This window comes from Gordonia sp. UBA7860 (genome assembly GCF_002500165.1).
Lineage (GTDB): Bacteria > Actinomycetota > Actinomycetes > Mycobacteriales > Mycobacteriaceae > Gordonia > Gordonia sputi.
The window spans coordinates 15590-41515 of sequence record NZ_DLSO01000123.1 but is presented as its reverse complement, the minus strand read 5'-3'; the positions used below and the strand labels follow the sequence as shown (position 1 = coordinate 41515).

Below are 25926 nucleotides of genomic sequence, written 5' to 3'. Positions count from 1 at the left end.
GATTGCCGATATTGCCGAATGCCCAGGACAGTCCCGCCAGAACGGTGAGCAGGATCGGAACGACGATGCCGACACCGAGCGAACTGTGGCCCGCGCGGTCGACTCCGATCAGAACGATTCCGCCCACTGCGACTGCGATTCCGACGACCTGAGCCGGCACGAGTCGCTCCCGCAGGAACACGACTCCGAGCAGCACGGTGAACGGGGCCGACGTCTGTAGCACCAGCGACGCGAGGCCTGTCGGCATCCCGATGTTCATCGCGAGGAAGAGGAAGGCGAACTGTCCGACGCCGAAACCGAACGCGTACAACAGAAACCACTTGATCTGCATCCGTGGGAAGCGCACGAACAACACCACCGGCACAGCCATGACCGCGAACCGCAGTGCGGCGAAGAAGAACGGAGGAAAGTGGTCGAGGCCCAGACGAATCGCGATGAAGTTCAACCCCCACAGCACGACGACGGTCAGTGCCAGCATGCGGTCGCGCATTGTCATGTACTCATGGTCAGCGCACTGGGAGTGAAGCACAATCGAAATAAAGTGCATAGAAGATGTAGTAATGCTTCACCAAAGCCATGTGGGCGGCGCCGAGCCGGCCACCGGGTTCAGACGAATTGCCCAGGGCACCACATATCGCCGACCAACACCCCCACCGACACGACAACGCCGACGGCACCGGAAGTCGGTGCCGTCGGCGTTGGACTACAAGGTGTTACCGCCAGCCGAGTGCGGGAGCGACGTCGTTGAGAATCGACTCCATCACGTGGGCGTTGTATTCGACGCCGAGCTGGTTGGGGATCGTCAGCAGCAGCGTGTCGGCGGCCGCGATGGCCTCGTCTTCGCGCAGCTCCTCGATGAGCTTGTCGGGCTCTGCGGCGTAGCTACGCCCGAACCGTGCAAGCCCGCCTTCGAGGTGGCCGACCTGATCCTGGTCGTTGCGATCGCGTCCGAAGTAGGCGCGGTCCATGTCGGTGGTCAGCGGGAAGATGCTGCGGCTCACCGAGACTCGCGGCTCGCGAGAGTGGCCGGCCTTTTCCCACGCATCGCGGAAGCGCTCGATCTGCTCGGCCTGCAACTTGTGGAATGGGATGCCCGTGTCCTCGGTCAGCAGCGTCGAACTCATGAGGTTCATGCCCTTCTCGGCAGTCCACTCGGCGGTTGCCCGACTGCCGGCACCCCACCAGATGCGGTCGCGCAGGCCCTCTGAATAGGGCTCGATGCGCAGCATGCCCGGCGGGTTCGGGAACATCGGTCGCGGGTTTGGCTGCGCGAACTCCGCGCCCTCGATCACCTTCAAGAACACCTCGGTGTGCTGGCGTGCCATGTCGGCGTCGGTTTCACCCTCGGCCGGGACGTACCCGAAGTACTTGTACCCCTCGATCACCTGCTCGGGGGATCCCCTGCTGATGCCGAGCTGGAGTCGACCGTCGGAGATGAGGTCGGCCGCACCCGCGTCCTCAGCCATGTACATGGGATTCTCGTAGCGCATGTCGATCACGCCGGTGCCGATCTCAATGCTGTTGGTCTTTGCGCCGACCGCCGCGAGCAGCGGAAATGGCGAGCCGAGCTGACGGGCAAAGTGATGCACGCGGAAGTAGGCGCCGTCCGCGCCGAGCTCTTCGGCGGCAACGGCGAGGTCGATGGATTGATGCAAGACATCTGACGCCGTCTGGGCTTGCGAACCCGGAGACGCCGACCAGTGTCCAAAGGACAGGAAGCCGATTTTCTTGGTCATGTGAGATATAACCGGACCGTGGTCCATTTATTCCGCGGTGGAGGGTTGGAACTGTGGTGCTGCGTGTCGCGGGATAGTTAAGCATCAAGGCCGCACGACCACGCGTCGTCGTAGCATCGCTTCATGGACGTGAAGCGCCTGCGGCTGCTGAGGGAGTTCACCGACCGGGGCTCCGTGGGGGCGGTCGCCGACGCGATGCACATGACGCCGTCGGCCGTCTCGCAGCAGTTCAAGGTGCTCACCAAGGAGGCGGGCGTCGAACTGCTGGAGGCCGACGGTCGGCGGGTGCGACTGACTTCGGCTGGGCAGGCTCTTGTGCTGCGCGCCGACGAGGTGATCGCCGCGGTCGAGCGGGCGCAGGAAGAGATGGCCGCGTACCGCTCCGGGCGATCACGGGTCCGGCTCGCAATGTTCCCATCCGGAGCGACACTCCTCCTGCCGACGGTCCTCGATCGCGCTGCCTCCGAAGCGATCGAGATCGACGCGTCGCACCTCGACGTCGGCTATCCCGACGCTCCGCCGGCCCTCGCCGACTTCGACGTCGTGGTGACGCACCGCGACGAGCGGACGCCACCTGTCAGTTCGCCACGTTTGCGCGTCACCGAACTGATGCGTGAGCCACTCGACGTCGTCGTATCACGCAATTCAACTCTTGCAGAGCGTGATTCGGTGTCGGTCACCGAGCTGGCCGACCATGATTGGATCAGCGTCGAGGGCGGGTTCCCGGTCGACGATGTGCTGCTGTCGATCTCAGCCATCACAGGTGTCGCACCGAGGGTGACGCAGCGAATGCTCGACTTCACGACGATCGAGGCGCTCGTCGCGGCTGGTCACGGAATCGCACTGATGCCGCGTCACGCGTCCCGTCATCCGGGGGTGAAACCGCTCGAATTGCAGGGTGTTCGAGCAGCGCGCGTCTACGAGGCGTTGACCAGACCGCGGCCGCGTCGAGCGGTGACATCGGTGGTCGACGCCCTCGCCGCTGCAGCTGCCCGGTATGGCGCCTGAGCGGGCTACCCCGCCGAATGTCGACGCCGCGGAAGCGCCGCGAGCAGAACCCCTGCGGCAGTGAGCGTTCCGACGTACGCCGCGACCCCCGCCCAGCCGAATGCCGAATACGTCAGACCGCCGAGCGCACCCACCACGGAACTGCCGAGATAGTAGTGGAAGAGATACAACGACGACGCCTCGGCGCGATGCTCGGTCGCCCGTGCGGACACCCAACCGCTCGCCACCGAGTGCGCGGCGAAAAAGCCTGCGGTGAAGAGGAATAGCCCGATGATCACGGACCACAGATGGTCCGGAATCGTGATCAACAATCCCACGAGCATGATCGACGTCGCACTCACGAGAACCCGGCGTCGGCCCAGGCGGTCGGCCAGCCTGCCGCCCCACGCCGACGACACCGTGCCCGCCAGGTACATGAAGAAGATTGCTGCGACAATTCCCGCCGGCAGTCCAAAAGGATCCCCCAGAAGCCGATAGCCGATGAAGTTGTAGACGGTGACCAAGCCACCCATCAGCACGAAGGCCAGGGCGGAGAGTGACAGCAGACATGGATCACGAAGGTGCGCAACCAGATTGCGTCCGGTCGTGCGTAGCGAGACAGGCTGTGGCTCGAAGAACTGCGAGCCGGGCACCATGCGCCAGAACGCAATCGCGAACGCCAGGGACACCAGCGCGGCGATCTCGAGTGCCCACTGCCAGGACACAAAGTCGACAGCAAAGCCAGGAATGAGCCGTCCGACCAGACCGCCGATCGTCGTACCCGCGACATAGCGGCCCATCGCTCCGCCGAGCGACATGCCGTCGACTTCCTCGGCCAGATACGCCATGGCGACGGCGGGCACTCCAGCGCAGAGCAGTCCCTGCAGGGCGCGTCCGGCCAGGAGCAACTCGATCGACGGCGCCCACGGAAGCAGTAGTCCGATGAGCGAGGCGGCAACCGCGGACCCGACCATGAGGCGCACCCGGCCATACCGCTCCGACAGCGCGCTCGCCGGGATGATCGCGACAGCGAGCAGGCCAGTGGTGAGCGAGACCGCCAGAGCCGACGTCGTCGGCGAGACGTCGAAGTGTGACGACAGTTGGGGTAACAGACCCTGCACGTAATACAGCGCCATGAACGTCGTCATCCCGGCCGCGAACAGCGAGAGTGTGGCACGCCGATACCCGGGCGAGCCGGGTGAGTGCTTGACGGGCGCGAGGTCGGTGGTCGCTGGGAGGACGGTTGCTGTCACTCCATCCATCCTGAGCTGCGCCGCCGTCATTAGGAAATGAATGTTTAGCTGATGCATCATTCAACAATGAATAACTCCAGCTAGAATGGCGTGATGCACGACGACCTGCGGTGGTTCATCGCCATCGCCGAGGCAGAGAACCTCACCACGGCCGCCGACCGGGTCCATTCGTCGCAGCCGACGCTCTCGCGCTTCCTCGGCCGTCTCGAACGCGACCTCGGGGTGCCGCTCTTCGACCGCGATGGTCGACGCCTCGTGCTGAACCGGTTCGGACGCGCCTACCTCGACAGGGCGCGTCGCGCGGCGTCGCAGTTGGAAGCCGGGCGTCGGGAGATCGAGGAGATGCGCGCTCCGGCGCGCGGGGCAGTGCGATTGGCGTTCCTACACTCGTTCGGGCTGGGGTTGGTGCCCGACCTCATCAGCCGGTTCCGGGTGGAGAACCCATCGGCGCGTTTCACGCTGACCCAAGATGCGGCGGCGACCGTCGTCGGGCATGTCGTCGACGGCGACGCCGACCTCGCGATCGTCGCGCCCCGCCCGATGCGCACCGACATGGCGTGGGCCCGCGTCGCCGAACAAGAACTCGCGCTCGTGGTGCCCCGCGAGCATCGCTTCTCGGGCCGGGAGACGATAGGCCTCGCCGAGGCCGCCGACGAGGAGTTCATCGTGATGCAACACGGCTACGGCATGCGACGAATCTTCGACGAGATCTGTGCCGCACACGATCTCACGCCCGCGATCGCCTTCGAATCGTCGGAGCTCGCGACCGTATCCGGCCTCGTCGCCGCGGGCCTCGGCGTCGGAGTGGTGCCGGTCGAGGAGTCGGCGCGCCATCCCGGCGTCGAACTCATTCCGCTCGCGGGTGAAACGCGCGAGATCGGGCTGACGTGGTTTCGCGGTCGGCCGCTGAGCGACGTCGCGTCGCGCTTTCGAGACTTCGTGCTCGCGGGGAGTTCGGCCGACGGCTGAGGCGCGCAGGCTTGCCGAGACCGCGCTCCCGCTCACCCTTTTCCCACGGCCGCGCTCCCGCTCACCCGTTTCCTTCCCGCTTATTGGATTCAATAAGCGGGAAGTAAACCCGTGAGCGCGAGCCGTGGTCGGCCGGGATGATCTCGAAGGTCACCAGCCATGGGCGCAGCAGGCCGGCGAGCTGGCGTCGCTCGAGCGTCGCCCAGACCCAACGGAGCACCATTGTGTCGAGTCCCCGTAGTTCGTCCTCGCGTAGCTTCTCCCGGACCACCGCGTCCTTGGGCGACTCACCTTCGCGGAGTAGACGTCCGTACTTGGCCAGACCGTCGAACTCGCCGATCAACTTGCCGTCCCAATCGAAGTCCGTCTCATACGTGCCGGACGGGCAGATGAAGCGGTGCTGCTGACGCGGCACGGGCAGGTCTGCCTCGTACATCTGTGCGCTGCTCCATGATTCGCCGACGCTCTGGGAGAGTCCGCTCGCGAGGGGGAGTGCCCGTCGAGCGTGTTGCGCGCCGCGCCGACGTCGGAAGCCCAGGATCTCCGACATCTTCGCCCGGTCGGCACCTGCTGCCAGAGCAGCCTCGAGGACGGTCATTGCCTGGGCGAAGTCGCCGCTCGACGCGACGTCGACCGCTGTGCGTTCGATCGACGTGACCCGGATGCCGTCGACCTCGGTGATCTCGTCGTCGCTGAGCGGCACCCCGTGCAGGTGGCGCAGGCTGCGAACCGATCCTCCCGATGCGCGGCCGGTGGTCATGTGCACGTGCGAGAGGTTCGGTTTGAGCATGCGTAGCCCGAGCATCGTCGCCGCAGAGACGTGGCTGAGTACGTGCGGCGTGTCGGCGCTCAACTCCGACGTGACGACCGCGATCGAGGTAAGCCGGTGCAGCGCCTGGGCACCCGTATGGCGTCGAATTCTGTTGTGCGAGGCACGAATACGCCCGGTACGAGTCTGATCAGCCGGCCGCGGTTGACCGCGACGCAGAGCTCGTTGTCGCTGAATGCTGCTGTCTTCGCGGCGCTGCGTCGGATCAGGCCGAACTCGTCGAGCGGGTAGCCGGGGAGACCGATGGTGGAGTCCGTCATGCAGCTTCGACGCCTCGGTGGGTCGCGAGGTTCCGCTCCGCACCAATTCAGCTCGACGTCGACCTTCCCGCTCACCCATTTCCTTCCCGCTCATTGAAATCAATAAGCCGCAAGGAATACGGTGAGCGGGAAGCAGGCCCAGGGGTCAGAGCCGCTCGGACACTCGTCGGGACGCCAATTGCACTGCCTCCCAGACGGTTGCGAACGGTGGTGCGTATGCGAGGTCCATCTCGGCCAGATCGTCGACGGTCATCTCGCCCCACAGCGTCGCGGCGACGGTGTCGATCCGCTTACCCGACTGCGCTCCGCCGACGATCTGCGCGCCGAGGATGCGGCGGGTCGTCTTGTCGGCGGTGAGCAGCACCGTGATCGGGGTGGCCTCGGCCATGTAGCCGCTCGCGGTGTCGCTCTGGGTTATCAGCGTGAGGGCGTCGTGTCCGAATCGTGCGGCGACCTCGCTGTTCATGCCCGTCCGTGCTATCTCCAGATAGGTTGGGCCAGAAGAGAATCGGGTGATCGCCGTCGCCAACACGCCGGCGAACCGTTTGCTCTCGTCGCCGCCGAGATTGAAACCGCAGACCCGACCCTGCTTGTTGGCGTGTGTTCCGAGCGGTGCGAAGATTCGCTCCCCGGTCATCCGGTCGAGCGACTCGCAGCAGTCGCCTGCCGCCCAGATGTCGTCGGCGAGGCGCTGGTGGTCGTCGGGCAGATACCCGCCGTGAACTCCGATCGGCAACCCTGCCGCGGCGCCCAGTGAGGTCGACGGCCGAACGCCCAGCGCGAGTACCACGACGTCGGCTTCGATCACGTCTCCGGAAACTGTTGTGACGGAATGTATTCTGCCGCCCTCGGCGTCGGCGCTTGCAACGACGGTGTCGGTCAGGACGGTGACCCCTGCGGCTCGCATACCCTCTTCGATGCGATCGCTCATCTCTGGGTCGAGCTTGCTCATCACCCTGGTGCGTGTGGCGATCGTGGTCTGGAATCCGCGCTCCGCCAACGCCTCCGCCATCTCCACGCCGATGTAGCCGCCGCCTATAACGACTCCTCGACGGCCGGAGCCGGCGATCAGATCGAGCCAGTACCGGGCGTCATCAAGGGTTTTCGCCGGATGAACACCGTCGATCAACGTGCCCTTCGCGTCGTGCGCCCAGTCCGGGAGCATCGCCGAGGCGCCGGTGCACAACACGAGTTGGTCGTAGGCGACTTCCGACGACTCGTCGAACTCCGACGTCACCGAGACGACCTTGCGCTCGCGATCGATTCCGGTGACCGTCATCCCCATGCGGAGGTCGACGCCGAGTTCCCGGTGCTGCGCGGCGCTGCGTGCCACGAGATCGGCGTCGGAGTCGACGAGGCCGCCGACGAGATACGGGATGCCGCATGCCGAATACGACGTATCCGACGTCTGCTCGAGCGCTATCACCTCGATGCTGCGCCCGGTGACCTCTGCTGTCCGAAGTGCCTGGTGAGCGGCACTCATGCCGGCGGCGTCCGCGCCAACGACGACGATGCGTTCCACCCGCGTCACGCTACTCGCGTTCGACGACGCGCAGCGTGCAGGAGGTCAGAGATCGGCGCTGATGACCTTGCCGATGACGACACCGATGCCCGCGACGACGAGCGGCAGCGCGACGAGCACGGAGACCAGGAGAACTATAGTCTGCATAGTTCAATGGTCCGCGCGGCTGCGCGAGTTGTCGCTGTGACCAGGCAAATCGTAGTAGGCCTCACAATTGGTACGGGTGACGCATTTTTGCTCGTCGGACGGCACGCTGAACCCATCGACGTGGGTGAGACGCGGCGTCGTATCCCGTTCGGATCAAGCCTTACCGTCTGCAGACGCGCGCTTCACGCAGTGCACCGCGGGCGGCGCCCACGTCCCGTCGAGCACTTCTGCGCGTGGGGCGTACAGCCGCATCGTGACGCCGAGCGCGGCCCGTGGCGCGGGAAGCCAGTTGTTGGTCTTCTCGCCACCGGGATTCTCGTGCTGCAGATACAAGACGAGCGAACCGTCGTCGTCGAACCGCAGTTCGTCGCGATCGCCCAGCGCGAACCGGTCGAGTTCATTGGCGACCTGATAGCCCTCGGCGTCGTACATCGTCACCGACCAGAAGGCATCCACGGGTGGAAGGTGACCGGCGGGGAACGTGATCGTGTAATCGTTGTGCCCGTCGAGCGGCTGGCCGTCGTCGTCGACCAGGGCGACGGGATAGATCGCATCCTCGGGCGGATTGGCACCCAACCCGACCAGCGCGATCTGCGCTCGCTGAAAGTAGTCGTTGCCGTAGACGCCGACGGACCGCGAGATGATCTGCCAGCCGTTCACGCGATCACCGAGGCCGGCGAGATCGGGCAGCTTCTTCCGTGCCGACGCGATACCCGACTCGAGTGCCGCGAGTCCGGCCTCGTCGAATCGCGATGTGTCGAACTCCAGTCCAGGGACGATCCCGATTGCTGCGATACGCGCCAGCACAGACTGATCCGTGAGGTGGGGTGGAGTAGTCGTCAGTACCTCTGCTGCGAGCCTGAAGAACTCGGGAGCAGTCAGTTCTCCGACGATGCGCAGTGGTTCGGTGCCAAGGTCGATGGGAGTACTCGACTCGGGTCGAGTCGGGCCGCCCAACGGAGTGATGGTGAAGCCGTCCTGGAACTTGCCGACGGCGTCGTAGTCGCTCGGGCCGTTGGTCTGCGACCGGCCGATGGCCCAGACGTACGGTGTCGGGGCCTCGATGATGAGGGCATCGTTGGGTACGTCGCCGTCAAATCCCGGCCCTATCACCATGATTCGTCGTTCGGAGTCTCCCGTGGTGCGGGATCCGGGAACCGCGAACACGTCGGTCCACATGTCCAGTAGTGGCAGCATGTAATAGCGACCGCCGCTGTCGGGAAGGTGAATCAGGACCGGTCCGCCCGTCAGGTCGAGCCACGCGGACGAGTACAGCGTGTCGAAATTCGGACGGACGATTGCGCGAAAATCTGCAGCCGGAAACGCCCGCATGTGGTGAAAGGCGTTCGCGGCTCCGAATCCCGGTTTGCCGGAGGATTCTCGTGCTGTCTGTTGTCGACGGCTGACCTCCATGATGACGAGCGGATACGAATAGACGTAGGCCTCCGCTGCCAAGCCTGCGGTATCGCCGGTGAGGGGTTTCGATGTCGTCATGGTCTAAGACTTGACGATCGACTCGTGATTTCGGTCATTCGGATCTTTTGAGCTCTCATCGTAAGTGGATGTCTCACCCGTTTCGGGTGATGTAGTCGCACTGTATCGATGCCAGTATCGGGAATATGACCGAGATCTCTGCCGATGTGCCCGTCGATGTGGAAACGGGGCCTATCGATTACCTACTCGTCGAATTTCCCGCTGATCACAATCCGGACGGGTCCGCATTGATACATCTGCTCGACCTCGTCGATCGTGGTGTGATCAGCGTGTTGGATCTCGCTGTGATCCGACGAGAGGGTGATGGCGTTGCTGCCCTTGAGATCTCGGATATCGACGTCGGTGCTGATCTGGACGCCGACATCTTCGCGGAGGCTTCGAGCGGGCTGTTGGACGATCAGGATCTCGCCGACGCGGCGTCGGCACTGGCAGACGGGTGCCTCGGCGTCCTCGTCGTCTACGAGAACGTGTGGGCGGCTCCGTTCGCCACTGACCTGCGGCGGGCCGGCGCTCAACTGGTCGCATCCGGGCGAATTCCCGTCAACGCGATTCTCGAGGCCCTCGGCACAACCGACTGACCCGTGTTGGCCGATCTCGAGGCTCCGCCCTGGTCCGGACGACATGACCGTTTCACCACAACACTCGAATGAGAAAGCGCAGGTACCAACCATGCCCGGACTACTCCGCGGGGTCGCCCGAACAGCCGTTGTCGCAGGGACGGCAACCGCTGTGTCCAACAGGGTGTCGCGTCGTCAAGGCGAGCGGTGGGCCAGACGGTCGGCGCAGACCGCACCCCGGGCATACGCTGCCGCACCGCCCGTCCAGAACCCCGAACCGCCGGCTCCCGTTGAACAAGGTGCGGCGACCGATGACCGAATTGCAGCGTTGACGAAACTCGGTGAACTCCGAAGCTCAGGGGTTCTCACCGAAACGGAATTCGAAGCAGAAAAGAGACGTATCCTCGGTCTCTGACAATCGGCCGATCCATCAGTGTTCATTGCTAACCGAATCGTTCAACAGCCACATCGAGAACAGCTACATCGATAAGGATATTTCATGACAACCTCACAACCCTCGACGAAGCAGCGTTGGGCAGGCGGACTATCCATCGTTTCCGGATGCGTCCTGCTCGTTGTCGGGATACTGGAGTTCCTCCAGGGTGTCTCCGCCGTCGCGGCCGACAACGTGTTCGTCGTAGGAACCAACTACGTCTACAAGTTCAATCTCACGACCTGGGGTTGGATTCACCTGATCATCGGCCTGGTCGTCGCGGCGACGGGTATTGCGGTGTTCTACGGGAAGACTTTTGCGCGAGTGCTCGCAATCGTGGTCTTGTCGCTCTCCGTGATTGCCAACTTTCTGTGGATCCCGTACTACCCGTGGTGGTCGATCACGCTGATCGCCCTCGCGATTGTCGGAATCTGGGCGTTGGCGGCGTGGAGTCCTGAGACCGACGAAATCTGACCCGGGCACGAGGAGACGACGATGACCGGCGTGATCGATTCCGCGGAGGCGACGATGTCCTACGGTGGCCCTGGCCGCAGGACTCGTGCCGAGAGTGTGTATCTGGGATTGCAGGCGCGGGAGCGATTGCCGCTCAGCGAAATCGGCAACCTGGGCGATGACTCCGACCGTGATCCGATCGGTCTGCTCCAGGATCAGGCGCGTACCCGAGTCCCAGAACTCGTCCCGGTCAGGTACGGGCGAATGGCCGTGTCTCCCTTCACCTTCTATCGCGGTGCGGCACTTGTGATGGCCGATGATCTGGCTCGAACCGAGAATTCAGGTCTGACAGTGCAACTGTGTGGCGACGCGCATCTGTCCAATTTCGGGTTGTACGCCACGCCCGAGCGCAAATTGGCGTTCGACGTCAACGACTTCGACGAAACCTATCCTGGGCCGTTCGAATGGGACGTGAAGCGACTGGCCGCGAGTCTCGTGGTTGCGGCACGCGGCAACGGATTCGACAGCAAGACCGCCAAGCGGATCGCAGGTGCATGTGCCCGCGAGTACAGGGAGTCCATCGCGTCGCTCGCGGGACTCAACACGTTGGACGGTTGGTATCGACGCGCCGAGCCTTCTCGAAAACTGGTCAATATTCGTGATCTCATCGATTCGTCGACCGCGAAGAACGTGCGAAAGCAGATCGACAAGGCGTGGACGCGCGACGGTCTGTCTGCGCTCAAGAAGCTGACCACAACCGTCGACGGCGAACTGCGGTTCGTCAGCCAACCTCCGCTCATCGTGCCCATCGAAGAACTGTGGGACGCTGAGGTCACAGCGCGTCTGTACGATCAGCTGGCCGATCGTGTCGACGCTCTTCGCGCGACGCTCGCTCCCCACTACCGCGTGCTGTTCGACAGATTCACCTTTGTCCGCATGGCGCGCAAAGTGGTCGGGGTCGGCAGCGTGGGAACTCAGGCGTGGGTCTTGCTGATGGTCGGACGAGACGAATCCGATGTGCTGCTTCTCCAAGCCAAGCAAGCCGAGAAGTCGGTTCTTGCAAGGTATCTCGACGGCCCGAAGTATGACAACGAGGGCAGGCGGGTGGTGGAGGGGCAGCGACTCACACAAGCTGTCAGCGACGTGTTCCTGGGGTGGTCAGGCGGTCGGGGACCGGATGGTGTTCAGCGTGATCTGTACCTCAGGCAGCTTCGGGACGCAAAGGGCTCCATCGTCGTGGAGGGTCTGGACCCACAGGGACTCGAGGTCTACGGGCGGGCGTGCGGTCGAGTCCTCGCTTACGGTCACGGTCGATCGGGAGATGCGGTGGCCATAGCGAACTATCTTGGCGACGACGTCGAATTCGACAGTGCTATAAGGCGTTTCGCATCGCGCTATGCGAAGAGGAATGACGAGGATCATCGTGTGTTCGTCGACGCGATCCGGGCAGGCGCGGTTTCGGCCGTCCCCGACGAGCGGTGACGTGAATGCCCGAAAAGATGGTGATTGCGGAAGGCGAATCGGGACGTGGTCTCGACGCAGACGAACGGGCCGAACTAGAACGTCTGCGCATCGAGGTCGCCGAGATCAGATCGGGGCAACCGTCGGGTGTCGGCAAGGAGTCCAAGCGACGGCGGATCAATTGGCGAGTGGTCGGGGTCGTGGTGCTGGTCGTTCTGTGTGCGGTGCTCACGCTGCTGTCGGTCACTACGCGGTATGTCAGGAGTCAGATCCTCGACACCGATCACTACGTATCGACCGTCGCGCCACTGGCATCCAATCCCGCAGTGCAGCAACAGATCACCACGTCAATCACGAACGAGATCAATCAGCAGGTGAACGTCGAAGAGGTGACGTCGAATGCGCTCAACGAACTGACTCAACTCACACCGGCCGATCGTCCGCGGGTGGATCAGGCGATCACCGGACTCGCTCCGGTGATCAGCGCACAGGCGGAGAGCTTTATCCACAGCACGGTGGCGCAGTTCGTCGGCTCTGATCAGTTCGCTGCGTTGTGGACGACGGCCAATCGCGAAGCACACGACGCTGTTGTTGCGGCGGTGACCGGTGATACGCAGCATGGCGCGGTCAATGTCGACACGACCAACGGATCGATCAGCATCGAGCTCGGGCCGATCATCACCCAGGTGAAGCAGCGGCTGAGTGCACAGGGGTTCGCCTTCGCCGACAAGATCCCCGTGGTGAACAAGCAGTTCGTCATCTGGCAGTCCAAGGAACTCGCTCGGGCGCAGAACCTCGTGAAGTCGCTCGACAAGGTAGCCGCCGTGCTGCCGTGGCTTGCGATTCTTGTCGCACTCGCTGCGATCGGGCTCGCAGGCGTCGGTCGCCGTATTCGAACCCTGACAGCAATCGGGATCGCGGTCGTTGTCGCGATGCTGGTGTTGGCCATCGGCATCATCGTCGGTCGCACGATCTACCTGAACAATGTGCCTGCAGACGTCTTGTCTCCCGCCGCCGCGCAGGCGATCTTCGACACAGTGATCAGTCCGCTGCGAACTGCGCTTCGTGCGGTGGCGGTGCTCGGACTCGTCCTGGCACTTGTGGGCTTCTTCGCAGGAGGAACCCGCGCCGCGGCCGCCACTCGACGTGTCATCGGCGGGGGGTTCGAAACGGTCGATCGTCGTCGAAAGCAACGCTCGGCGTCGATGGTGGAGGCCCAACTGTGGCGGCTACGGTACGTCGTGCGTCTCGGGGTTCCGATAATCGCCGCGTTCGTCCTGATGTTCTGGCACTACCCGACAGGCATGGTCGTCTTCTGGGTGGTGGTCGTCGCGTGCCTCATCCTGGCGGCGTTCGAATTTGCCATCGCTCCCGCGCGCCGCGGAGAAGTCCCAGAAGCCGTCGTCCCAGAAGCCGTCGTCCCAGAAGCCGTCGTCCCAGAAGCTGGTGTGACCGAAACCGTCGTGACCGAGACCGCTGTCGCCGACGACGCGGCCGGAGTCGTAGTCGATTCGACTGACACTGCCCGAGCGAACTGAACCGCATGTCGCCGGAGCGATAGCAGGTCGTACGCGCTCTCGCGACCAAGATTTCTCCGACGCATTCGTGCTGGTCGTCGTACCATGCTCTGCATGAAAGGCGCGGTACCCTCCCAACGACATGGGCAGGGCGGCGAGGGGGATCCCGACGCGATCGAGGCAGACACAACTGCGGCAGCACCGCCGATCCTGAGTCTGCGGTTTTCGTCGCCGTCGTTGCCTCCCGGGTTTGTAGCGCGTCCTCGCATCGACGAGATTCTCGACTCTGCGCGCGGCGGCGACGTGACCTTGGTGTGTGCCGCAGCAGGCTACGGAAAGACTCTTGCTGTCGCAGCGTGGGCGCAGGGGGCACACCGTCGTGATCGGATCGCGTGGCTTGCCGCGGGCGAAGGCGCTGGAGTGGCGGCATTCTGGCACGACGTGATCAGTGCTCTTCGCATGCTTCCGGTGGTGGCCGACGAAGCGCGCGTGACCGAGTTCATGCCGGGTCCGGCGTTCGGGAATTCTGACGTGGCGGGTCTGGTTGATGCCCTGTCTTTCCTGCCCGAGCCGGTGACACTGGTGATCGATGATTTCCAACGCCTCACGTCGGCCGACGTTCTGAGGTCGATCCACCTGGTGCTCGAGTGTGGTGTTCCCACTGTGCATCTGGTTCTCATCTCCCGCGTCGAACCGCGAATACCGTTGCGCCGTCTGCAGGTGATGGGAAGGCTCCGAGAGATCGACGCCGCGGTCCTGGCGTTCACCTGGCCAATACCTCTTCGAGCAAATACGACGCCACCAACGTGCCGCTGCCACCGAAGCCCATCAGTGCCGCATGCACATCACCGCCGTATTCGACTGTCGCACTGAGCAAGGCCAACCGGATTCCGGCAGGCCAGCCTTGCGTCCGGTCCATCAAGCGGCCCCGACTCTTCGCGTCCACCTCCACTCCGATGCGTGCACACAGCTCGTCTGCCTCGGCCGGCGCCTGCGGCGAATGTGGCTGGCCATGCGCAGTGCGTGTCAGGTGCTCCCTGCCGCGTCGGGGCTCGGGCCGTCGACCGGCTTCGCACGCAACTCAGGTGCATTGGCCACGACAAGCCACGCGGGCAGCGTCGCGAACAGAAGCGGTATCAACAGATCGAGTTGCGGCACAACAGCAAGTCCGAGGAAGAGGCTGATCCAGCCGTTCCGCGTTGCCGCGACGACGATTCCGACGATGCTCGCGGCCACCGTGATCGTCAATGGAAGTGACGGCCACAGCACGTGTATGCCGAATCCCGCTGCGGCACCGGCAAAGACAGACGGAAAGATGCGACCACCACGGAAACCGCCCGCGCTGGCCAACAGCATGGCACACATCTTGATGCCGGCGAACGCGAAGAACCCGATGGCTGTCGTGGTTCCGATCCGGTCGGGCAGTTCCTTCATCTGATCGAGGCCCTTGAACAGCGTGATCGTTCCGCCGAGGATTCCGAGGCCGCCGAGGATCGCTCCCACCACTGTCAACCGGATGACGGGATCTCGTAGCGAGCGATGCAGCACCCGGTGCAGCGGGTCGAACACGAAGGCCGCGACCACACCGCATGCGGCGATGACCACGGCTACCCCGACGGCGATCAAGGTATCGGTGATGCTGCCGACCTTCTCCGCCGGTAGGTCGATCGACATCGTGAGGTCGGTGAAGCGAAGGATGACGAACGAACCGGTCGCCGCCGCGACCAGGGGCAAATACAGGCGATTCCACAGGGGAATTCGCTGATCGCCGGGATTGGCCTCCGACAGCATGAGAGCCGCGGCGACCGGGGTTCCGAACAGTGCGCCGAGTGTCGCAGCAGTCGAGAGACCCATCCACTGGTTCTGGTCGACCTTCGGAACCAGGCGCACACCGACGGCCACCACGATCGCCGCATTGATGACCATGATCGGGCTCTCCGGACCGAGGCTGACGCCGCCTGCCAGCGCCAGGATCGCCACGATCGCGAGGCCAGGGGTTGCACCGACGGCGATCGGTGTGGACACCAACTCCTGCGTCGCGGGATCATCTCCGGCGTGGCCGGGAGCGAATCGGATCACCAGTCCCACCAGAACGCCCGCGATGGTCAGCACGAGCAGAATCCACCACCAGGTGCTGTCGGTGATGCCCAGCCACGACGTCACGGTGTGCCAGAGGAAGTGTTCGAGAATGTTGGCGACGGCCGAGATTCCCCACAGCAGCAGGGCACATACGACACCCACGAGTAGGGCGACGGGCGTGAGTGCGAGTAATTTCCCGACGGGTACTCGCCTCGAGTCCCGCTGCCCGGGTCCGGTGGTCGCCTCACTCATGACTTAAACTGTCGCGCATCCGAAGTCGGTTCACACGACGAAACGCAGAGGTTCACTGATCGAGGGTGGGGAATCGGTCGGCCCGCGCCTGTGCGACCCACGTGCGTCGTCGCTCGAGCTGCGTACGTTGTTCGACGGTTGCCGCGACGGTCGATACGCGAGTGAGTGCCGCGTCGAGTCGGGCGAGCATCAACGGGGATTCGAGCGAGGCCGCGATGACATCGTCGAATCCGACGACGAGCATGTCCGTCCACGACGGTCGGGGGACCACAAGCCTGAGATGACCACCGGCATCGCGCCAGTGCCGCGCGCTCTCGTCGATGGACGTCGCGGATACCAACAGGAACTCGATCTGATCGACCGCCTGTACCGCGGTCGCGGGATCGTTGATCGCAGGCGACATGGCACGGAGTGCGATATCGGCGATGAGGCGGAAAGCCAGGAGCGGATCGCCGTCGAATGTGCGTTCTGGCCCGGTATCGAGCGCAGCGAAGAAGGCCCCGGTATCGATTTCTCCGACGTCACTGTTGCCGTTGCCGAGGCTTTGTGCGGCAGGACCGTACACGTGGGCGAGCGTCGCGCCTGCGCGCAGTGTTGACCCGACCGTCTCCTCCATGACGATCACGGAGCCGGCGGATTCGGCGAGGTGAACCAGTCTCTCGACGTGTAATCGCTGCAGTACCAACGGATTGCGGGACCACAGGATGATGCGTGGTTCGGCAGGGGAGTCGACTTTCTGCGGGTCGAGGTCGTCGCTCACGGGGTACGTCGCGACAATCGATTGCTGACCGTGTTCGCAGATCGTCGTCAAGACCGGTGAGATCTGGGTTGCGGCAAGGGCATTGGCCAGTACCACACGCAACAGCACAAGCACGGCCAAGGTGCCTACGACAGCCACGAGCGGAACACTCCCCGAGATCGTGTCCCGGCTGCCCGACGCGAGGATCGCGGTGATGCAGAAAACGATGACGCTCATTGCCACGGCGGCTGTTCGCCAGACGATGGGGGCGTCTCGGAAGAGTGTCAGTCGGGGTGTGAAAGTAGTTGCCACCCATTGGACTACGAGGAACAGCAACGAAAAGATCACTGCGAGCGTACCGAACACCGCGCCGCCGAGGCCGATGAGAACGGTCGCGACCGACGACGTCGAGATCTGCGGAGCGGCTCCGATGTGCGTCAGGCCGATCGCTGCTCCGGCACCGAACAGCACGCCGATGGTTTGCGTCAGCCCAGCGCGTGCACGCCTTCCGAGTGTGTCGAGGCCGGTCATGGAGCAGGGTTTTTGGTTCGGCGTCGAACTGTCATCACACCGACCACCTTCGCGACGCTCTCCACAGCTGCCGTCTCACAAACTACAGGGTGAGACGGGTCTACAGGGTGAAACCGAACCACAGAGGGTGGAACCGAACCAGAGGGTCGGCTTCGGACACAGGCTCACGTCGGGTAAGAGTGCCGCGCAGACGGAATGGGCCGGAATCCTCCCCGACGGGGATCGCCCGTGCGGTCGAGGGTTCCGGCCCATTGCCTGACACACCGCAGCGGGGGATCACCCGCCGCAGGCGTGAGTTCTTCGGTGAGAGAAAGGTCTACGCGTATCGGATACGCGGGTCAGGCGACCTACGGCGCCCAGGTACGTGGGGCGGCATCGGTCTCCACTGGAGCCGAAGCGGTCACGCGGTAGGCGCGATTGACTGCGGACACCACGGCACGCAGGCTCGCTGTCGTGATCGACGACGCAACGCCGACGCCCCACACGGTTTCACCGTTGACCTCGGTCTCGACGTAGGCGGCCGCGCTGGCGTCGCCGCCCGCGGTGAGTGCGTGCTCGGCGTAATCCAGTACGCGGACGTCGAATCCGACGGTCGACAGCGCGTCGACAAATGCCGCGAGGGGGCCGTTGCCGCTGCCCGAGATCTCCTTCTCGACGCCATCGACCTTGACCACAGCGGTGATGTGGTCGTCGCCGCCGTCGACCTCGGAGGCGTCGACCTTCTGGCGCATCCGCTCCAGCGGGCGGATCGGATGCAGGTATTCGTCGGCGAAGACGTCCCACATCTCCTTGGGAGAGACCTCGCCGCCCTCGCCGTCGGTGATCTTCTGGATCTCGCGGCTGAACTCGATTTGCAGGCGTCGCGGCAGGTCCATGCCGTGGTCGGCCTTCATGATGTAGGCGACGCCGCCCTTACCGGACTGGCTGTTGACGCGGATGACGGCTTCGTAATTGCGGCCGACGTCCTTGGGGTCGATCGGCAGATAGGGCACCTGCCACAGGATGTCGTCGACGTCGGAATCCGCGGCGTCGGCGTCGACCTTCATCGCATCGAGACCCTTGTTGATCGCGTCCTGGTGGCTGCCGGAGAACGCGGTGTAGACCAAGTCGCCTCCGTAGGGGTGACGTTCGGGTACACCGAGTTGGTTGCAGTACTCGACGGTGCGTCGGATCTCGTCGATGTCGGAGAACGAGATCTGCGGGTCGACGCCGCGGCTGAACATGTTCATGCCCAGCGTCACCAGGCAGACGTTGCCGGTGCGCTCACCGTTGCCGAACAGGCAGCCCTCGATGCGGTCGGCGCCCGCCTGATAGCCGAGTTCCGCTGCGGCGACAGCGGTTCCGCGATCGTTGTGCGGGTGCAGGCTCAGGATGATCGAGTCGCGGCGGGCGAGATTGCGGCTCATCCACTCGATGGAATCGGCGTAGACGTTCGGTGTTGCCATCTCGACGGTGGCAGGCAGATTGATGATGAGCGGCTTATCGGGTGTGGGAGCGATGATCTCGCTCACCGCGTCGCATACTTCCTTGGCGTAGCTCAGCTCCGTGCCGGTGTACGACTCAGGCGAATACTCATAGCGCCAGTTGGTGTCCGGGTACTTCTGCTGCTCCTCGAGCACCTTGTGTGCGGCGTGCGTAGCGATCTCGGTGATCTTCGACTTGTCGGCACGGAACACGACCCGACGCTGCAGCACCGACGTCGAATTGTAAAAGTGCACAATCACATTCGACGCTCCGCGGCACGCTTCGAAGGTGCGCTCGATCAGCTCGTCGCGGCACTGCGTCAGCACCTGGATGGTGACGTCGTCGGGAATGGCCCCGTCTTCGATGATTTCGCGAACGAAGTCGTAGTCGGTCTGGCTCGCCGACGGGAAGCCGACCTCGATCTCCTTGTAGCCCATGCGAACCAGCAGCTCGAACATGCGGCGCTTGCGAGCGGGACTCATCGGGTCGATCAGGGCCTGGTTGCCGTCGCGCAGATCGACCGCGCACCACATCGGTGCCGCGGTGATGACCTTGTCGGGCCAGGTGCGATCGGGGATCGAGATCTGCTCGACCTCGTCGGCGAATTGCCGGTAGCGGTGAACGGGCATCGCGGAACTGCGTTGCGGGTTCCAGGAGGGCTGTCCTGCTGGGATGGGGCCGGACGGCTCGACGATGCGGCTCGGGCCCGAGGTGAAGGTGTCTGCTGGTGCCATGATGGTCAATCTCCGAAGTAGGTCTCAGATTGGGGAGTGACCGGCGCGTGATGAGGCCCCGCGACGGAGGGCCGGTCGTGTCAGACCCCGCCGCGGCAACCGAGAAGGAGTGCACGCTGCATGCGAGTAAATGTACTCCCCGGGCTGGTCGTCGATCAAATGAGGTCAGTCGATCGGACTCTGGGTCCGCATTGTCCGAACTCGCATGTCAGGGGTCCTCGGGTGCGTGGACGAGGGTGCGGTGCATGCGCAGGGTGCTCCGGATTCCGGGCGCGATCGGGGTCGACGGATCGGTGCGGTAACACCAGTCGAGTGCTTCGTACCCCACCCGACACAGCGCGATGTGGCGCGGCCACCGCGGTGTTGCCCAGTCCGGTTCGTCGCTGGCGCTGTCGGTTGCACTCATCTCGGCCTCGAGAAGCGCCCACTGCAGGTCACGCCGGGCCGCGAGCATGTGCGGTGAACCGATCGGTGAGAGCGCGGCGTCGTCGAGGAGATGGTCGACGTAGTCGAGGACGTCGGTGTCGGCGCGTGCCCACGTGCTCGGTGCGCGTGCGGAAACAGCCACAACAGTGCCGCGACGGCCAACGTGACGCCGAGCAGCGTTTCGAGGAATCGATCTCGCACGGGGATGGTGATGTCGGAGTCGGGGTTGCCCATGAGCATGGCGAGTGGAGTGATGAACGAGACCGCGACGCCGTAGTTGCCGACGATGGTCAGCTCGATCAAAACGTTGAGCAGCGCGATCACCACGATGAGCCATAGCGTGGTGAGACCGAGCTGGTGGAGTCCGACGAAGAACACCAGGCCGACGATGGTTCCGGCGAGCCGGTGTGTGGCACGGATGACGCCCCGGATGCGGTCGGGGCCCAACTGCAACACCAAGACGGTGCCGAGGATTGCCCAGTCGGGGCGCGAGAGGCCGATCGCGAGCGATGCCACGCCCGCGACCAGCGCGGTGAGTGCGACGCGGGCAGTGGTGACGCGTGCATGGCTGTAGCTGCGGAGTGCTGTGGACAGGCGATGTCGCACCGATGGTCGACGCAGCGGCGGCGACAGCGGACCCGGCGGTGCCACGTGGAACTGATGCAACGACGTCCAGAGTCGTTGTGCGAGCGGAGTGTCGGTGGCAGCGGCGTCGTGCAGGACCGTCCACGCGTTGAGCGTCGACATCGCCACGCCGTGTCGATGCGCGGGATCGGTGGACTGATTGTCGGCGAGGTAGGCGTCGATCGTCGCGATTGCGGCGAGCGTCGCCGCCCTCTGGGGGCCTTCCGGACGCCACAGCGCTGGAGCCATTCCGACGACGAGTGAACTCAATCCACCCGCGCACGTCGCGATGACCAGCGCGGGAACGTCGACGCCGTGCCGGGTCACCACCGAGGAGATGCAGGCGGTGAGCACGAAGAAGAATGGCCCGGGCGGACCGAGGCGCATGGCGTTGACGGTGAACACCGTCGCCGACGCCCACGCCACGAGCGCGACGACCACCCCCAACGCGACCACCGTGCTCGGGTGGGGACCGGCGAGGTGGCCGAGGAGTCCGAACAGCCCGGCCGCGCCGATCAACACCACGGCTGCGAGCACGATCACCCGCCACCGCACTCGGTAGGGCCGCTTCTCGCCGTAGAGCACTGCGAAGGCGCCGAGTGCGGCCAGTAAGGAGTCGCGCTCGAATCCGAGGGCGAGCAGGATGCCTGCGGGTACCGCGAACGCGAGGCCCGCTCGGAGTGCTGCGGGCCAGCGCCCGCGAACGTCGGGTATTGCGAAGAGTGCACGCCTGACGTGCAGGCGAGGGGGAGGCTGTGGGCGCAGCGGTTCAGATGGTGTTGGCGAGTCAGAGCCGGGCACCGGTCAACCCTACGGCCGGTTCGGTCAGGGGGTGTAGCGCAGCCAGTCGACTTTCATCGTCGCCGGGTTGGGCGTCGAAGAGTTCGTCGGACCAGGCCACACACCGCCGACGGCAAGGTTCAGGATCGGGTACATCGGCTTGTCGAAGACCCACCGCTGGCCGGCGCTGAGGTCGGCGCGATTGACGGTGTACACCGAGCGTCCGTCGAAGAGGAACGTGATCGAGGTGGCTGTCTTTCGGACGCCGTAGGTGTGGAAGTCGGTGGGGTCGATGCCCAGGATGTCGGAGCCGCGCTGGTACTTGCCGTTGGCGCCGTCGGGAAGGGGGATGGCGTCGGGAAGGATGTCGCGCAGCGACCCGGCGTCGGCCGAACCGAAGCCGCCGGAACCCGTCGGACCGTGGACGCCGATGTGCACGAAGTCGGAGTTGTTGATGTGTTCGGCGATGTCGATCTCGCCTGCCTTGGGGAATCCGACTTCCCAGATGTCGGCTCCGAGTAGCCAGAATCCGCTGTGCAGGCCTGCGCCACCGGGTAGCGACAGCCGCGCGGAGATGGTGCCGTAGGTGAATTCGCGCTTGCCCTTGGTGTTCAGTCGGGCCGACGTCCACCCGCCGCCGGAGTTCTTGGCCTCGATGACGAGGTGTCCGCTGCCGTCGAGGCGTGAGTTCTCGCGGCTCGACGTGTAGGTCTGCTTTTCGTCGTTACCCCAGCCGCCCCCTCCTGTTTCGTAGTTCCAGAGGGCACTGTTGGGGGCCGATCCGGCCGCACCGACGAACTCGTCGGAGAACGCCGTGTCTGCCGCATGGGCGGTGGGTCCGGCTGTGGCCATGGCGGCGCCGATGCTGCCGACGGTCAGGGCTGTCACGATCGCACGACGGAGGAAGTACACAGGCAAGGCTTACCATAGTTCTTTGCCTGTCGCATGAGGGCGTTCTGTCGGATTGGCGACGAATAAGGGTACTTTGGCGTTGACTGAAAGTCCCTTTGCCTGAGCATTACTGGGCGTTCGCACTGCGAATTCTCAGGCGGCACTTAGCTTTTGCGGGTTTGCTTCGAGTGGCCGCCGAAAGGCTGGTCGCGACACTCAACCGTGAGTGTGTGCCGAGAAAGGGAAAGACATGTCACGTTTGTTCACCGGAGCGACGTCGCGCCGCATCACCCTCGCGTTGGCCGGTGTCGGCGTCGCGAGCGCGATCGCGACGGGTGGGGTGGCGCAAGCCGCTCCGGTCCCTCATTCGCCGGCGAAGCCCGCACCTGCTCAGACCACCCCGGTGCCCGGCACCAAGTGCACGCTGGCCGGAGTCGAGAAGGCGTTGGCCAAAGAAGATCCCGCGCTCTGGAAAGAGATCCAGTCTCATCCGCGCGCCAAGCAGCATTTCGAGAACACGATCGTGCTGACGCCTGCTCAGCGCAAGCAGCAGCGTGAAGAGATGCACAAGAAGCACCCCGAGCGCGCTGAGATCAAGAACTTCTTGCGCGACCACGGTCTTGCCAAGAAGGACCACAGCGCGCACCGCGCCGCGATCAAGAAGGCGCTCGAGACCTGTAGCGGGTAGGGGTTTGGGCGAGGTGGTTTCGTCTCGGCTGCTCGCTTCGCTCGCGGCCGGCTCAACCGGCGGGAGGGCCGGCTCAACCGGCGGGAGGGCCGGCGCGGAACGGCTCGCCCCAGTGGCCGCTGAATGCGACCTCGTCGAGGGGTAGCCGTTCGCGCGGCTCGGCGTCGCGGTCGCGGATCTTTTCGGACAGTGTCGAGGGGTCGGCGAGATGTCCGACGGCGAGCATCGCGAGCGGCTTCTTATCGGCGGGTATGCCGAAAGCTGTTCTGGCGGAATCCTTGTCGAATCCGGCGAGTGGATGTCCGTTGAGACCGAGTGCGCCACACTGCAGGATCATCTGCGCCAACGCCAGCCCGAGGTCGACGCCGCCGTAGAGGTCGGGCTTGGGGTCGGACGGATCGTCGGTGGTGCACAACAGGATCAGCGCACCCGCGGCGGGCGCCCACGTCGTGTTGCCTCGGTTGAGAGTGGCGGTCAGGGCGTCGAACGTCTCGTCGCCGCGTAGACCGACCACGAACCTCACCGGTTGCATGCGTCCCCACGTGGGCGCCCACCGCCCGGCGTCGAGGATCTCGGTGACCTCGTCGACCGAGACGGTGGCCTCGGCGTCGTAGCCGCGAGCGCTCCAGCGCTGACTGATCAGTTCATGCACCGCGCCAACGGTACTGGAGTCCAACGGGACTGGAGCAGCGTGCGGGACCGAGCGGGCTTCCGCGACGGGGCTAACTGTCCTGCGCGGCAGGCAGTTCGGCATCAACCGACTGCTCGACGCCGTGAGGTGTGCGCATCACGATGGCGAGAATCATGCCGAGCACACCGAGAGCGATCACCGAGGCGAGCGACGCCGCGTGGATGCCGTTGACGAACGCCTCCTTGGCCGCGTCGGCGAGTTCGACACCCGCGGGTCCCATGTCGTGGGAGCGGTGCAGCGTCTCGCCGAGTGTGTCGCCGAACGCCCAGCCGTCGCCGTGTTCACGGAACATCAGCGTCGCGAGCGAGCCGAGCAGTGCCAGGCCGAGTGCGGTTCCCAGCTCGAAGCTGGTCTCCGAGATGCCCGACGCCGCTCCGGATCGCTCCGCGGGCACCGAGCCGACGACGACGTCGGACACCAGCGAGAACTGGATGCCGTAGCCGATACCGGCGATCGAGGTGAACACGAGGTAGACCCACAGCGGGCTGGACGTCGTGAGCCACAGCAGTCCCAGGTTGCCCGCGGCGGCGAGTGCGACCGACCCGACGAACGCGGTCCGCATGCCGACACGTGAGGCGATGCGCGTCGCACCGATGGAGAACACCGCGACGGCGATCGCCATCGGCAGGCCGGCAAGCGCGGCGTCGAGGACGTCGAAGTCGCGCACCGACTGCAGGTAGACGCCCGTCAGGTACGACATTCCACCGAGCGCCATCATGCCGAACAGTGCGACCGTCACGGCAGCGCTGAACTGGACGTTGCGGAACAGTTTCAGGTCGAGCAGTGGCGCTGGGGTCCGACGCTGGTGCATCAGGAAGAACATGAACATCACGACACCGACCACGCCGACTGCTGCGACCGGGAGGGCGGCACCTTCCGAGGCCATCGTCTTGATCGAGTAGACGATCGGCAGGATGGCGAGCAGGGAGAGTCCGACGCCGATGAAGTCGAACGGTTCACCCGTACCCGCGCGATACTCGGGAATCAGCTTGGGTGCGAGCAGGAACAGCACGGCGAGTACCGGCACGTTGATCAGGAAGACGACACCCCACCAATAGTGGTGCAGCAGAACGCCCCCGACGACGGGTCCGATGGCCGAACCGCCCGCGAATGCGGCGGTCCACACGCCAATCGCCCTGCCACGTGCCTTCGCGTCGGGAAACATGTTGGCGATCAACGACAGGCTCGACGGCATCAGCGTCGCACCACCGATACCCATCAACGCGCGAGCCGCGATCAGGATGCCCGCGGTAGGAGCGAACGCTGCGATGACCGAGGCGATGCCGAACAGTGCGGCACCCAACAGCAAGATGCGTCGACGGCCGACGCGGTCTCCGACGTTGCCCATCGTGATGAGCAACCCTGCGATGAGGAAGCCGTAGATGTCGAGAATCCACAGCTGCTGCGCGGCGCTGGGATCGAGCGCGTCAGTGATAGCCGGGATCGCGAGGTAGAGGACGGAGAAGTCCATCGACACCAGGAGCACCGGAAGTGTCAGTACGGCCAGTCCCCACCACGCGCGTCGATCTGCGCCCGGATTTTCGCGGGTGCGCTTCTCGGACGGACGGATGCGGACGGACATGACTACTGCTCTCCTTCGATAGGGCTGGATGCGTCGACGTCATCGGTGTGCCCTCGGGCATGCGCGTACGCCGTACGCATCGACGGTACGGTGATGAGTACGCTGTACGCAAACAATTTATTCCCGCAATGTGAGGAGAGTCGGTGGCCGACGAGCGTGCGCCCAAGCTCACCACCGCGGTCATTGTCGACACCGCGATCGACGTGGCCGACCGGGACGGGCTGCCCGCGCTGTCGATGCGACGCATCGCCGATGAACTCGGCGTCGGCGCGATGTCGCTCTACCGGCACATCGCAGACAAGGACGCGCTGCTCGAGGCGATGGCCGAGGAGATCGGTCGTCGATTTCCCTATCCCGTCGACGACCCCGGCCCGTGGTCGTGGCGTGAACGCGTGGCGATCGCCGTCGACGTCGATTGGCAGCTCTATCGCAGGCACCCATGGGTGGTGCTGGCCTACTCGGCGCCGCGCTACAGCTTCGGTGTCGACGCACTCGAGGGGCTCGACTGGCTCGCGGCGGGTTTCACCGACCTCGGCGTCGACATCACCACGGCTACCGAGATGGCACTCGCGGTGTGGAACTACGTCAACGGCGTCGCGCTCGCACAGGTCAGTGAACAGTTGCTCGACGCATCGCCCGGTGAACGTCCGAGCGGACTCGCCGATCTCATCGCCGGTCGGGTCACCTCGCGGTTGCCGCACCTGTCCACGCTGTCCGACGCCGCAGAGGCCGCACGGTTGAATGATCCGCGCGCGTTGCTCGACGCCGGCGTCGACTATCTGTGTGCTGGGTTCGAGGCGAAAGCGGCGTCGTCGACGTCGTAGGTG

The 25926-nt window shown here is 64.6% G+C and carries 25 protein-coding genes; 10 read left to right on the top strand and 15 right to left on the bottom strand.

The genetic code is table 11. The features are described from left to right. Both B3T59_RS15405 and B3T59_RS15400 read right to left on the bottom strand, forming a co-directional pair. On the bottom strand, positions 1-496 hold a 496-nt coding region (locus tag B3T59_RS15405), incomplete at its 3' end, for an EamA family transporter (protein ID WP_287004168.1). A 217-nt stretch (positions 497-713) separates the two neighbouring features. Next, positions 714-1736 carry an LLM class flavin-dependent oxidoreductase gene (locus B3T59_RS15400; protein ID WP_005208019.1) on the bottom strand — a complete coding sequence of 341 codons (1023 nt, stop codon included), beginning with the start codon at positions 1734-1736 and terminating at the stop codon, positions 714-716. A 123-nt stretch (positions 1737-1859) separates the two neighbouring features. Between B3T59_RS15400 and B3T59_RS15395 the strand changes: the two genes are divergently transcribed. Continuing rightward, positions 1860-2744, top strand: coding sequence for a LysR family transcriptional regulator (locus B3T59_RS15395; protein WP_287004165.1), 885 nt, complete (start codon positions 1860-1862; stop codon positions 2742-2744). Between the two features lie 5 nt (positions 2745-2749). Here the strand turns inward: B3T59_RS15395 and B3T59_RS15390 are convergent, their stop codons facing one another. Next, positions 2750-3985 carry an MFS transporter gene (locus tag B3T59_RS15390; protein ID WP_251724060.1) on the bottom strand — a complete coding sequence of 412 codons (1236 nt, stop codon included), beginning with the start codon at positions 3983-3985 and terminating at the stop codon, positions 2750-2752. An 84-nt stretch (positions 3986-4069) separates the two neighbouring features. Here B3T59_RS15390 and B3T59_RS15385 point away from each other — a divergent pair, with 84 nt between their 5' ends. Beyond that, positions 4070-4945, top strand: coding sequence for a LysR family transcriptional regulator (locus B3T59_RS15385; RefSeq protein ID WP_064861604.1), 876 nt, complete (start codon positions 4070-4072; stop codon positions 4943-4945). A gap of 61 nt (positions 4946-5006) precedes the next feature. On the opposite strand, the gene B3T59_RS15380 is transcribed toward B3T59_RS15385, so the two are convergent. From B3T59_RS15380 to B3T59_RS15370, 4 genes are all read right to left on the bottom strand, one after another. Continuing rightward, complete coding sequence (locus tag B3T59_RS15380) at positions 5007-5798, bottom strand: hypothetical protein (RefSeq protein ID WP_349681972.1); 792 nt, start codon at positions 5796-5798, stop codon at positions 5007-5009. Beyond that, positions 5795-6034: a hypothetical protein gene (locus B3T59_RS24515; protein WP_349681971.1), complete on the bottom strand. Its 240-nt coding sequence runs from the start codon at positions 6032-6034 to the stop codon at positions 5795-5797. The genes B3T59_RS15380 and B3T59_RS24515 overlap by 4 nt, the downstream gene beginning before the upstream one ends. Before the next feature lie 145 nt (positions 6035-6179). Beyond that, positions 6180-7556, bottom strand: coding sequence for an FAD-dependent oxidoreductase (locus B3T59_RS15375; protein ID WP_251724064.1), 1377 nt, complete (start codon positions 7554-7556; stop codon positions 6180-6182). 300 nt (positions 7557-7856) lie between these two features. Next, a complete protein-coding gene (locus B3T59_RS15370; RefSeq protein WP_287004161.1) occupies positions 7857-9197 on the bottom strand; it encodes a DUF1254 domain-containing protein in 1341 nt (446 codons plus the stop codon). A gap of 125 nt (positions 9198-9322) precedes the next feature. Here B3T59_RS15370 and B3T59_RS15365 point away from each other — a divergent pair, with 125 nt between their 5' ends. The 6 genes from B3T59_RS15365 to B3T59_RS15340 all read left to right on the top strand — a co-directional run bounded on the left by B3T59_RS15365 (position 9323) and on the right by B3T59_RS15340 (position 14491). Further along, the gene (locus B3T59_RS15365; RefSeq protein WP_287004159.1) at positions 9323-9775 is read left to right on the top strand and encodes a DUF6325 family protein; all 453 of its coding nucleotides are present in this window, start codon (positions 9323-9325) and stop codon (positions 9773-9775) included. A gap of 91 nt (positions 9776-9866) precedes the next feature. Continuing rightward, on the top strand, positions 9867-10169 hold the full coding sequence (locus B3T59_RS15360; RefSeq protein WP_287004157.1) for an SHOCT domain-containing protein: 303 nt from the start codon (positions 9867-9869) through the stop codon (positions 10167-10169). Between the two features lie 84 nt (positions 10170-10253). Then, on the top strand, positions 10254-10661 hold the full coding sequence (locus B3T59_RS15355; protein WP_005209495.1) for a DUF7144 family membrane protein: 408 nt from the start codon (positions 10254-10256) through the stop codon (positions 10659-10661). A 21-nt stretch (positions 10662-10682) separates the two neighbouring features. Next, the gene (locus tag B3T59_RS15350) at positions 10683-12122 is read left to right on the top strand and encodes a DUF2252 domain-containing protein (RefSeq protein ID WP_287004155.1); all 1440 of its coding nucleotides are present in this window, start codon (positions 10683-10685) and stop codon (positions 12120-12122) included. Positions 12123-12127: 5 nt separating this feature from the next. Then, on the top strand, positions 12128-13639 hold the full coding sequence (locus B3T59_RS15345) for a hypothetical protein (RefSeq protein WP_287004153.1): 1512 nt from the start codon (positions 12128-12130) through the stop codon (positions 13637-13639). Positions 13640-13732: 93 nt separating this feature from the next. Then, entirely contained in the window at positions 13733-14491 is a 759-nt protein-coding gene (locus tag B3T59_RS15340) for a hypothetical protein (RefSeq protein ID WP_287004151.1), read from the top strand. A 153-nt stretch (positions 14492-14644) separates the two neighbouring features. On the opposite strand, the gene B3T59_RS15335 is transcribed toward B3T59_RS15340, so the two are convergent. The 6 genes from B3T59_RS15335 to B3T59_RS15310 all read right to left on the bottom strand — a co-directional run bounded on the left by B3T59_RS15335 (position 14645) and on the right by B3T59_RS15310 (position 22099). Next, complete coding sequence (locus B3T59_RS15335) at positions 14645-15949, bottom strand: ion channel protein (protein WP_287004149.1); 1305 nt, start codon at positions 15947-15949, stop codon at positions 14645-14647. A gap of 52 nt (positions 15950-16001) precedes the next feature. Beyond that, on the bottom strand, positions 16002-17219 hold the full coding sequence (locus B3T59_RS15330) for a DUF2254 family protein (RefSeq protein WP_005209501.1): 1218 nt from the start codon (positions 17217-17219) through the stop codon (positions 16002-16004). A 347-nt stretch (positions 17220-17566) separates the two neighbouring features. Then, positions 17567-19417, bottom strand: a complete 1851-nt coding sequence (gene leuA, locus B3T59_RS15325) for a 2-isopropylmalate synthase (protein ID WP_005209502.1) — start codon at positions 19415-19417, stop codon at positions 17567-17569. A 208-nt stretch (positions 19418-19625) separates the two neighbouring features. After that, a complete protein-coding gene (locus B3T59_RS15320) occupies positions 19626-19823 on the bottom strand; it encodes a hypothetical protein (protein ID WP_287004146.1) in 198 nt (65 codons plus the stop codon). Beyond that, positions 19820-21268 carry an FUSC family protein gene (locus B3T59_RS15315; RefSeq protein WP_287004144.1) on the bottom strand — a complete coding sequence of 483 codons (1449 nt, stop codon included), beginning with the start codon at positions 21266-21268 and terminating at the stop codon, positions 19820-19822. The genes B3T59_RS15320 and B3T59_RS15315 overlap by 4 nt, the downstream gene beginning before the upstream one ends. Positions 21269-21292: 24 nt before the next feature. Next, positions 21293-22099: a glycoside hydrolase family 16 protein gene (locus B3T59_RS15310; RefSeq protein ID WP_141630985.1), complete on the bottom strand. Its 807-nt coding sequence runs from the start codon at positions 22097-22099 to the stop codon at positions 21293-21295. A 289-nt stretch (positions 22100-22388) separates the two neighbouring features. Here B3T59_RS15310 and B3T59_RS15305 point away from each other — a divergent pair, with 289 nt between their 5' ends. After that, complete coding sequence (locus B3T59_RS15305) at positions 22389-22826, top strand: hypothetical protein (RefSeq protein ID WP_287004141.1); 438 nt, start codon at positions 22389-22391, stop codon at positions 22824-22826. Between the two features lie 73 nt (positions 22827-22899). Here B3T59_RS15305 and B3T59_RS15300 read toward each other — a convergent pair whose 3' ends face one another. After that, positions 22900-23478 carry a nitroreductase family protein gene (locus tag B3T59_RS15300; protein ID WP_005209510.1) on the bottom strand — a complete coding sequence of 193 codons (579 nt, stop codon included), beginning with the start codon at positions 23476-23478 and terminating at the stop codon, positions 22900-22902. A gap of 70 nt (positions 23479-23548) precedes the next feature. Next, positions 23549-25099 (bottom strand): MFS transporter, encoded by a 1551-nt coding sequence (locus B3T59_RS15295; RefSeq protein ID WP_251723832.1) that lies wholly within the window; start codon positions 25097-25099, stop codon positions 23549-23551. Positions 25100-25242: 143 nt separating this feature from the next. On the opposite strand from B3T59_RS15295, the gene B3T59_RS15290 reads away from it, so the two are divergent. Beyond that, the gene (locus tag B3T59_RS15290) at positions 25243-25923 is read left to right on the top strand and encodes a TetR/AcrR family transcriptional regulator (protein ID WP_251723833.1); all 681 of its coding nucleotides are present in this window, start codon (positions 25243-25245) and stop codon (positions 25921-25923) included. The last annotated feature ends 3 nt before the right edge of the window (positions 25924-25926 follow it).

Bases quoted from the DNA above. Each gene is read 5' to 3' on its own strand.
- B3T59_RS15400 (WP_005208019.1), bottom strand. From the start codon at position 1,736: ATGACCAAGAAAATCGGCTTCCTGTCCTTTGGACACTGGTCGGCGTCT.
- B3T59_RS15395 (WP_287004165.1), top strand. From the start codon at position 1,860: ATGGACGTGAAGCGCCTGCGGCTGCTGAGGGAGTTCACCGACCGGGGC.
- B3T59_RS15390 (WP_251724060.1), bottom strand. From the start codon at position 3,985: ATGGATGGAGTGACAGCAACCGTCCTCCCAGCGACCACCGACCTCGCG.
- B3T59_RS15385 (WP_064861604.1), top strand. From the start codon at position 4,070: ATGCACGACGACCTGCGGTGGTTCATCGCCATCGCCGAGGCAGAGAAC.
- B3T59_RS24515 (WP_349681971.1), bottom strand. From the start codon at position 6,034: ATGACGGACTCCACCATCGGTCTCCCCGGCTACCCGCTCGACGAGTTC.
- B3T59_RS15370 (WP_287004161.1), bottom strand. From the start codon at position 9,197: ATGACGACATCGAAACCCCTCACCGGCGATACCGCAGGCTTGGCAGCG.
- B3T59_RS15365 (WP_287004159.1), top strand. From the start codon at position 9,323: ATGACCGAGATCTCTGCCGATGTGCCCGTCGATGTGGAAACGGGGCCT.
- B3T59_RS15360 (WP_287004157.1), top strand. From the start codon at position 9,867: ATGCCCGGACTACTCCGCGGGGTCGCCCGAACAGCCGTTGTCGCAGGG.
- B3T59_RS15355 (WP_005209495.1), top strand. From the start codon at position 10,254: ATGACAACCTCACAACCCTCGACGAAGCAGCGTTGGGCAGGCGGACTA.
- B3T59_RS15350 (WP_287004155.1), top strand. From the start codon at position 10,683: ATGACCGGCGTGATCGATTCCGCGGAGGCGACGATGTCCTACGGTGGC.
- B3T59_RS15345 (WP_287004153.1), top strand. From the start codon at position 12,128: ATGCCCGAAAAGATGGTGATTGCGGAAGGCGAATCGGGACGTGGTCTC.
- B3T59_RS15340 (WP_287004151.1), top strand. From the start codon at position 13,733: ATGAAAGGCGCGGTACCCTCCCAACGACATGGGCAGGGCGGCGAGGGG.
- B3T59_RS15335 (WP_287004149.1), bottom strand. From the start codon at position 15,949: ATGAGTGAGGCGACCACCGGACCCGGGCAGCGGGACTCGAGGCGAGTA.
- B3T59_RS15330 (WP_005209501.1), bottom strand. From the start codon at position 17,219: ATGACCGGCCTCGACACACTCGGAAGGCGTGCACGCGCTGGGCTGACG.
- leuA (WP_005209502.1), bottom strand. From the start codon at position 19,417: ATGGCACCAGCAGACACCTTCACCTCGGGCCCGAGCCGCATCGTCGAG.
- B3T59_RS15320 (WP_287004146.1), bottom strand. From the start codon at position 19,823: ATGAGTGCAACCGACAGCGCCAGCGACGAACCGGACTGGGCAACACCG.
- B3T59_RS15310 (WP_141630985.1), bottom strand. From the start codon at position 22,099: ATGGCCACAGCCGGACCCACCGCCCATGCGGCAGACACGGCGTTCTCC.
- B3T59_RS15305 (WP_287004141.1), top strand. From the start codon at position 22,389: ATGTCACGTTTGTTCACCGGAGCGACGTCGCGCCGCATCACCCTCGCG.
- B3T59_RS15295 (WP_251723832.1), bottom strand. From the start codon at position 25,099: ATGTCCGTCCGCATCCGTCCGTCCGAGAAGCGCACCCGCGAAAATCCG.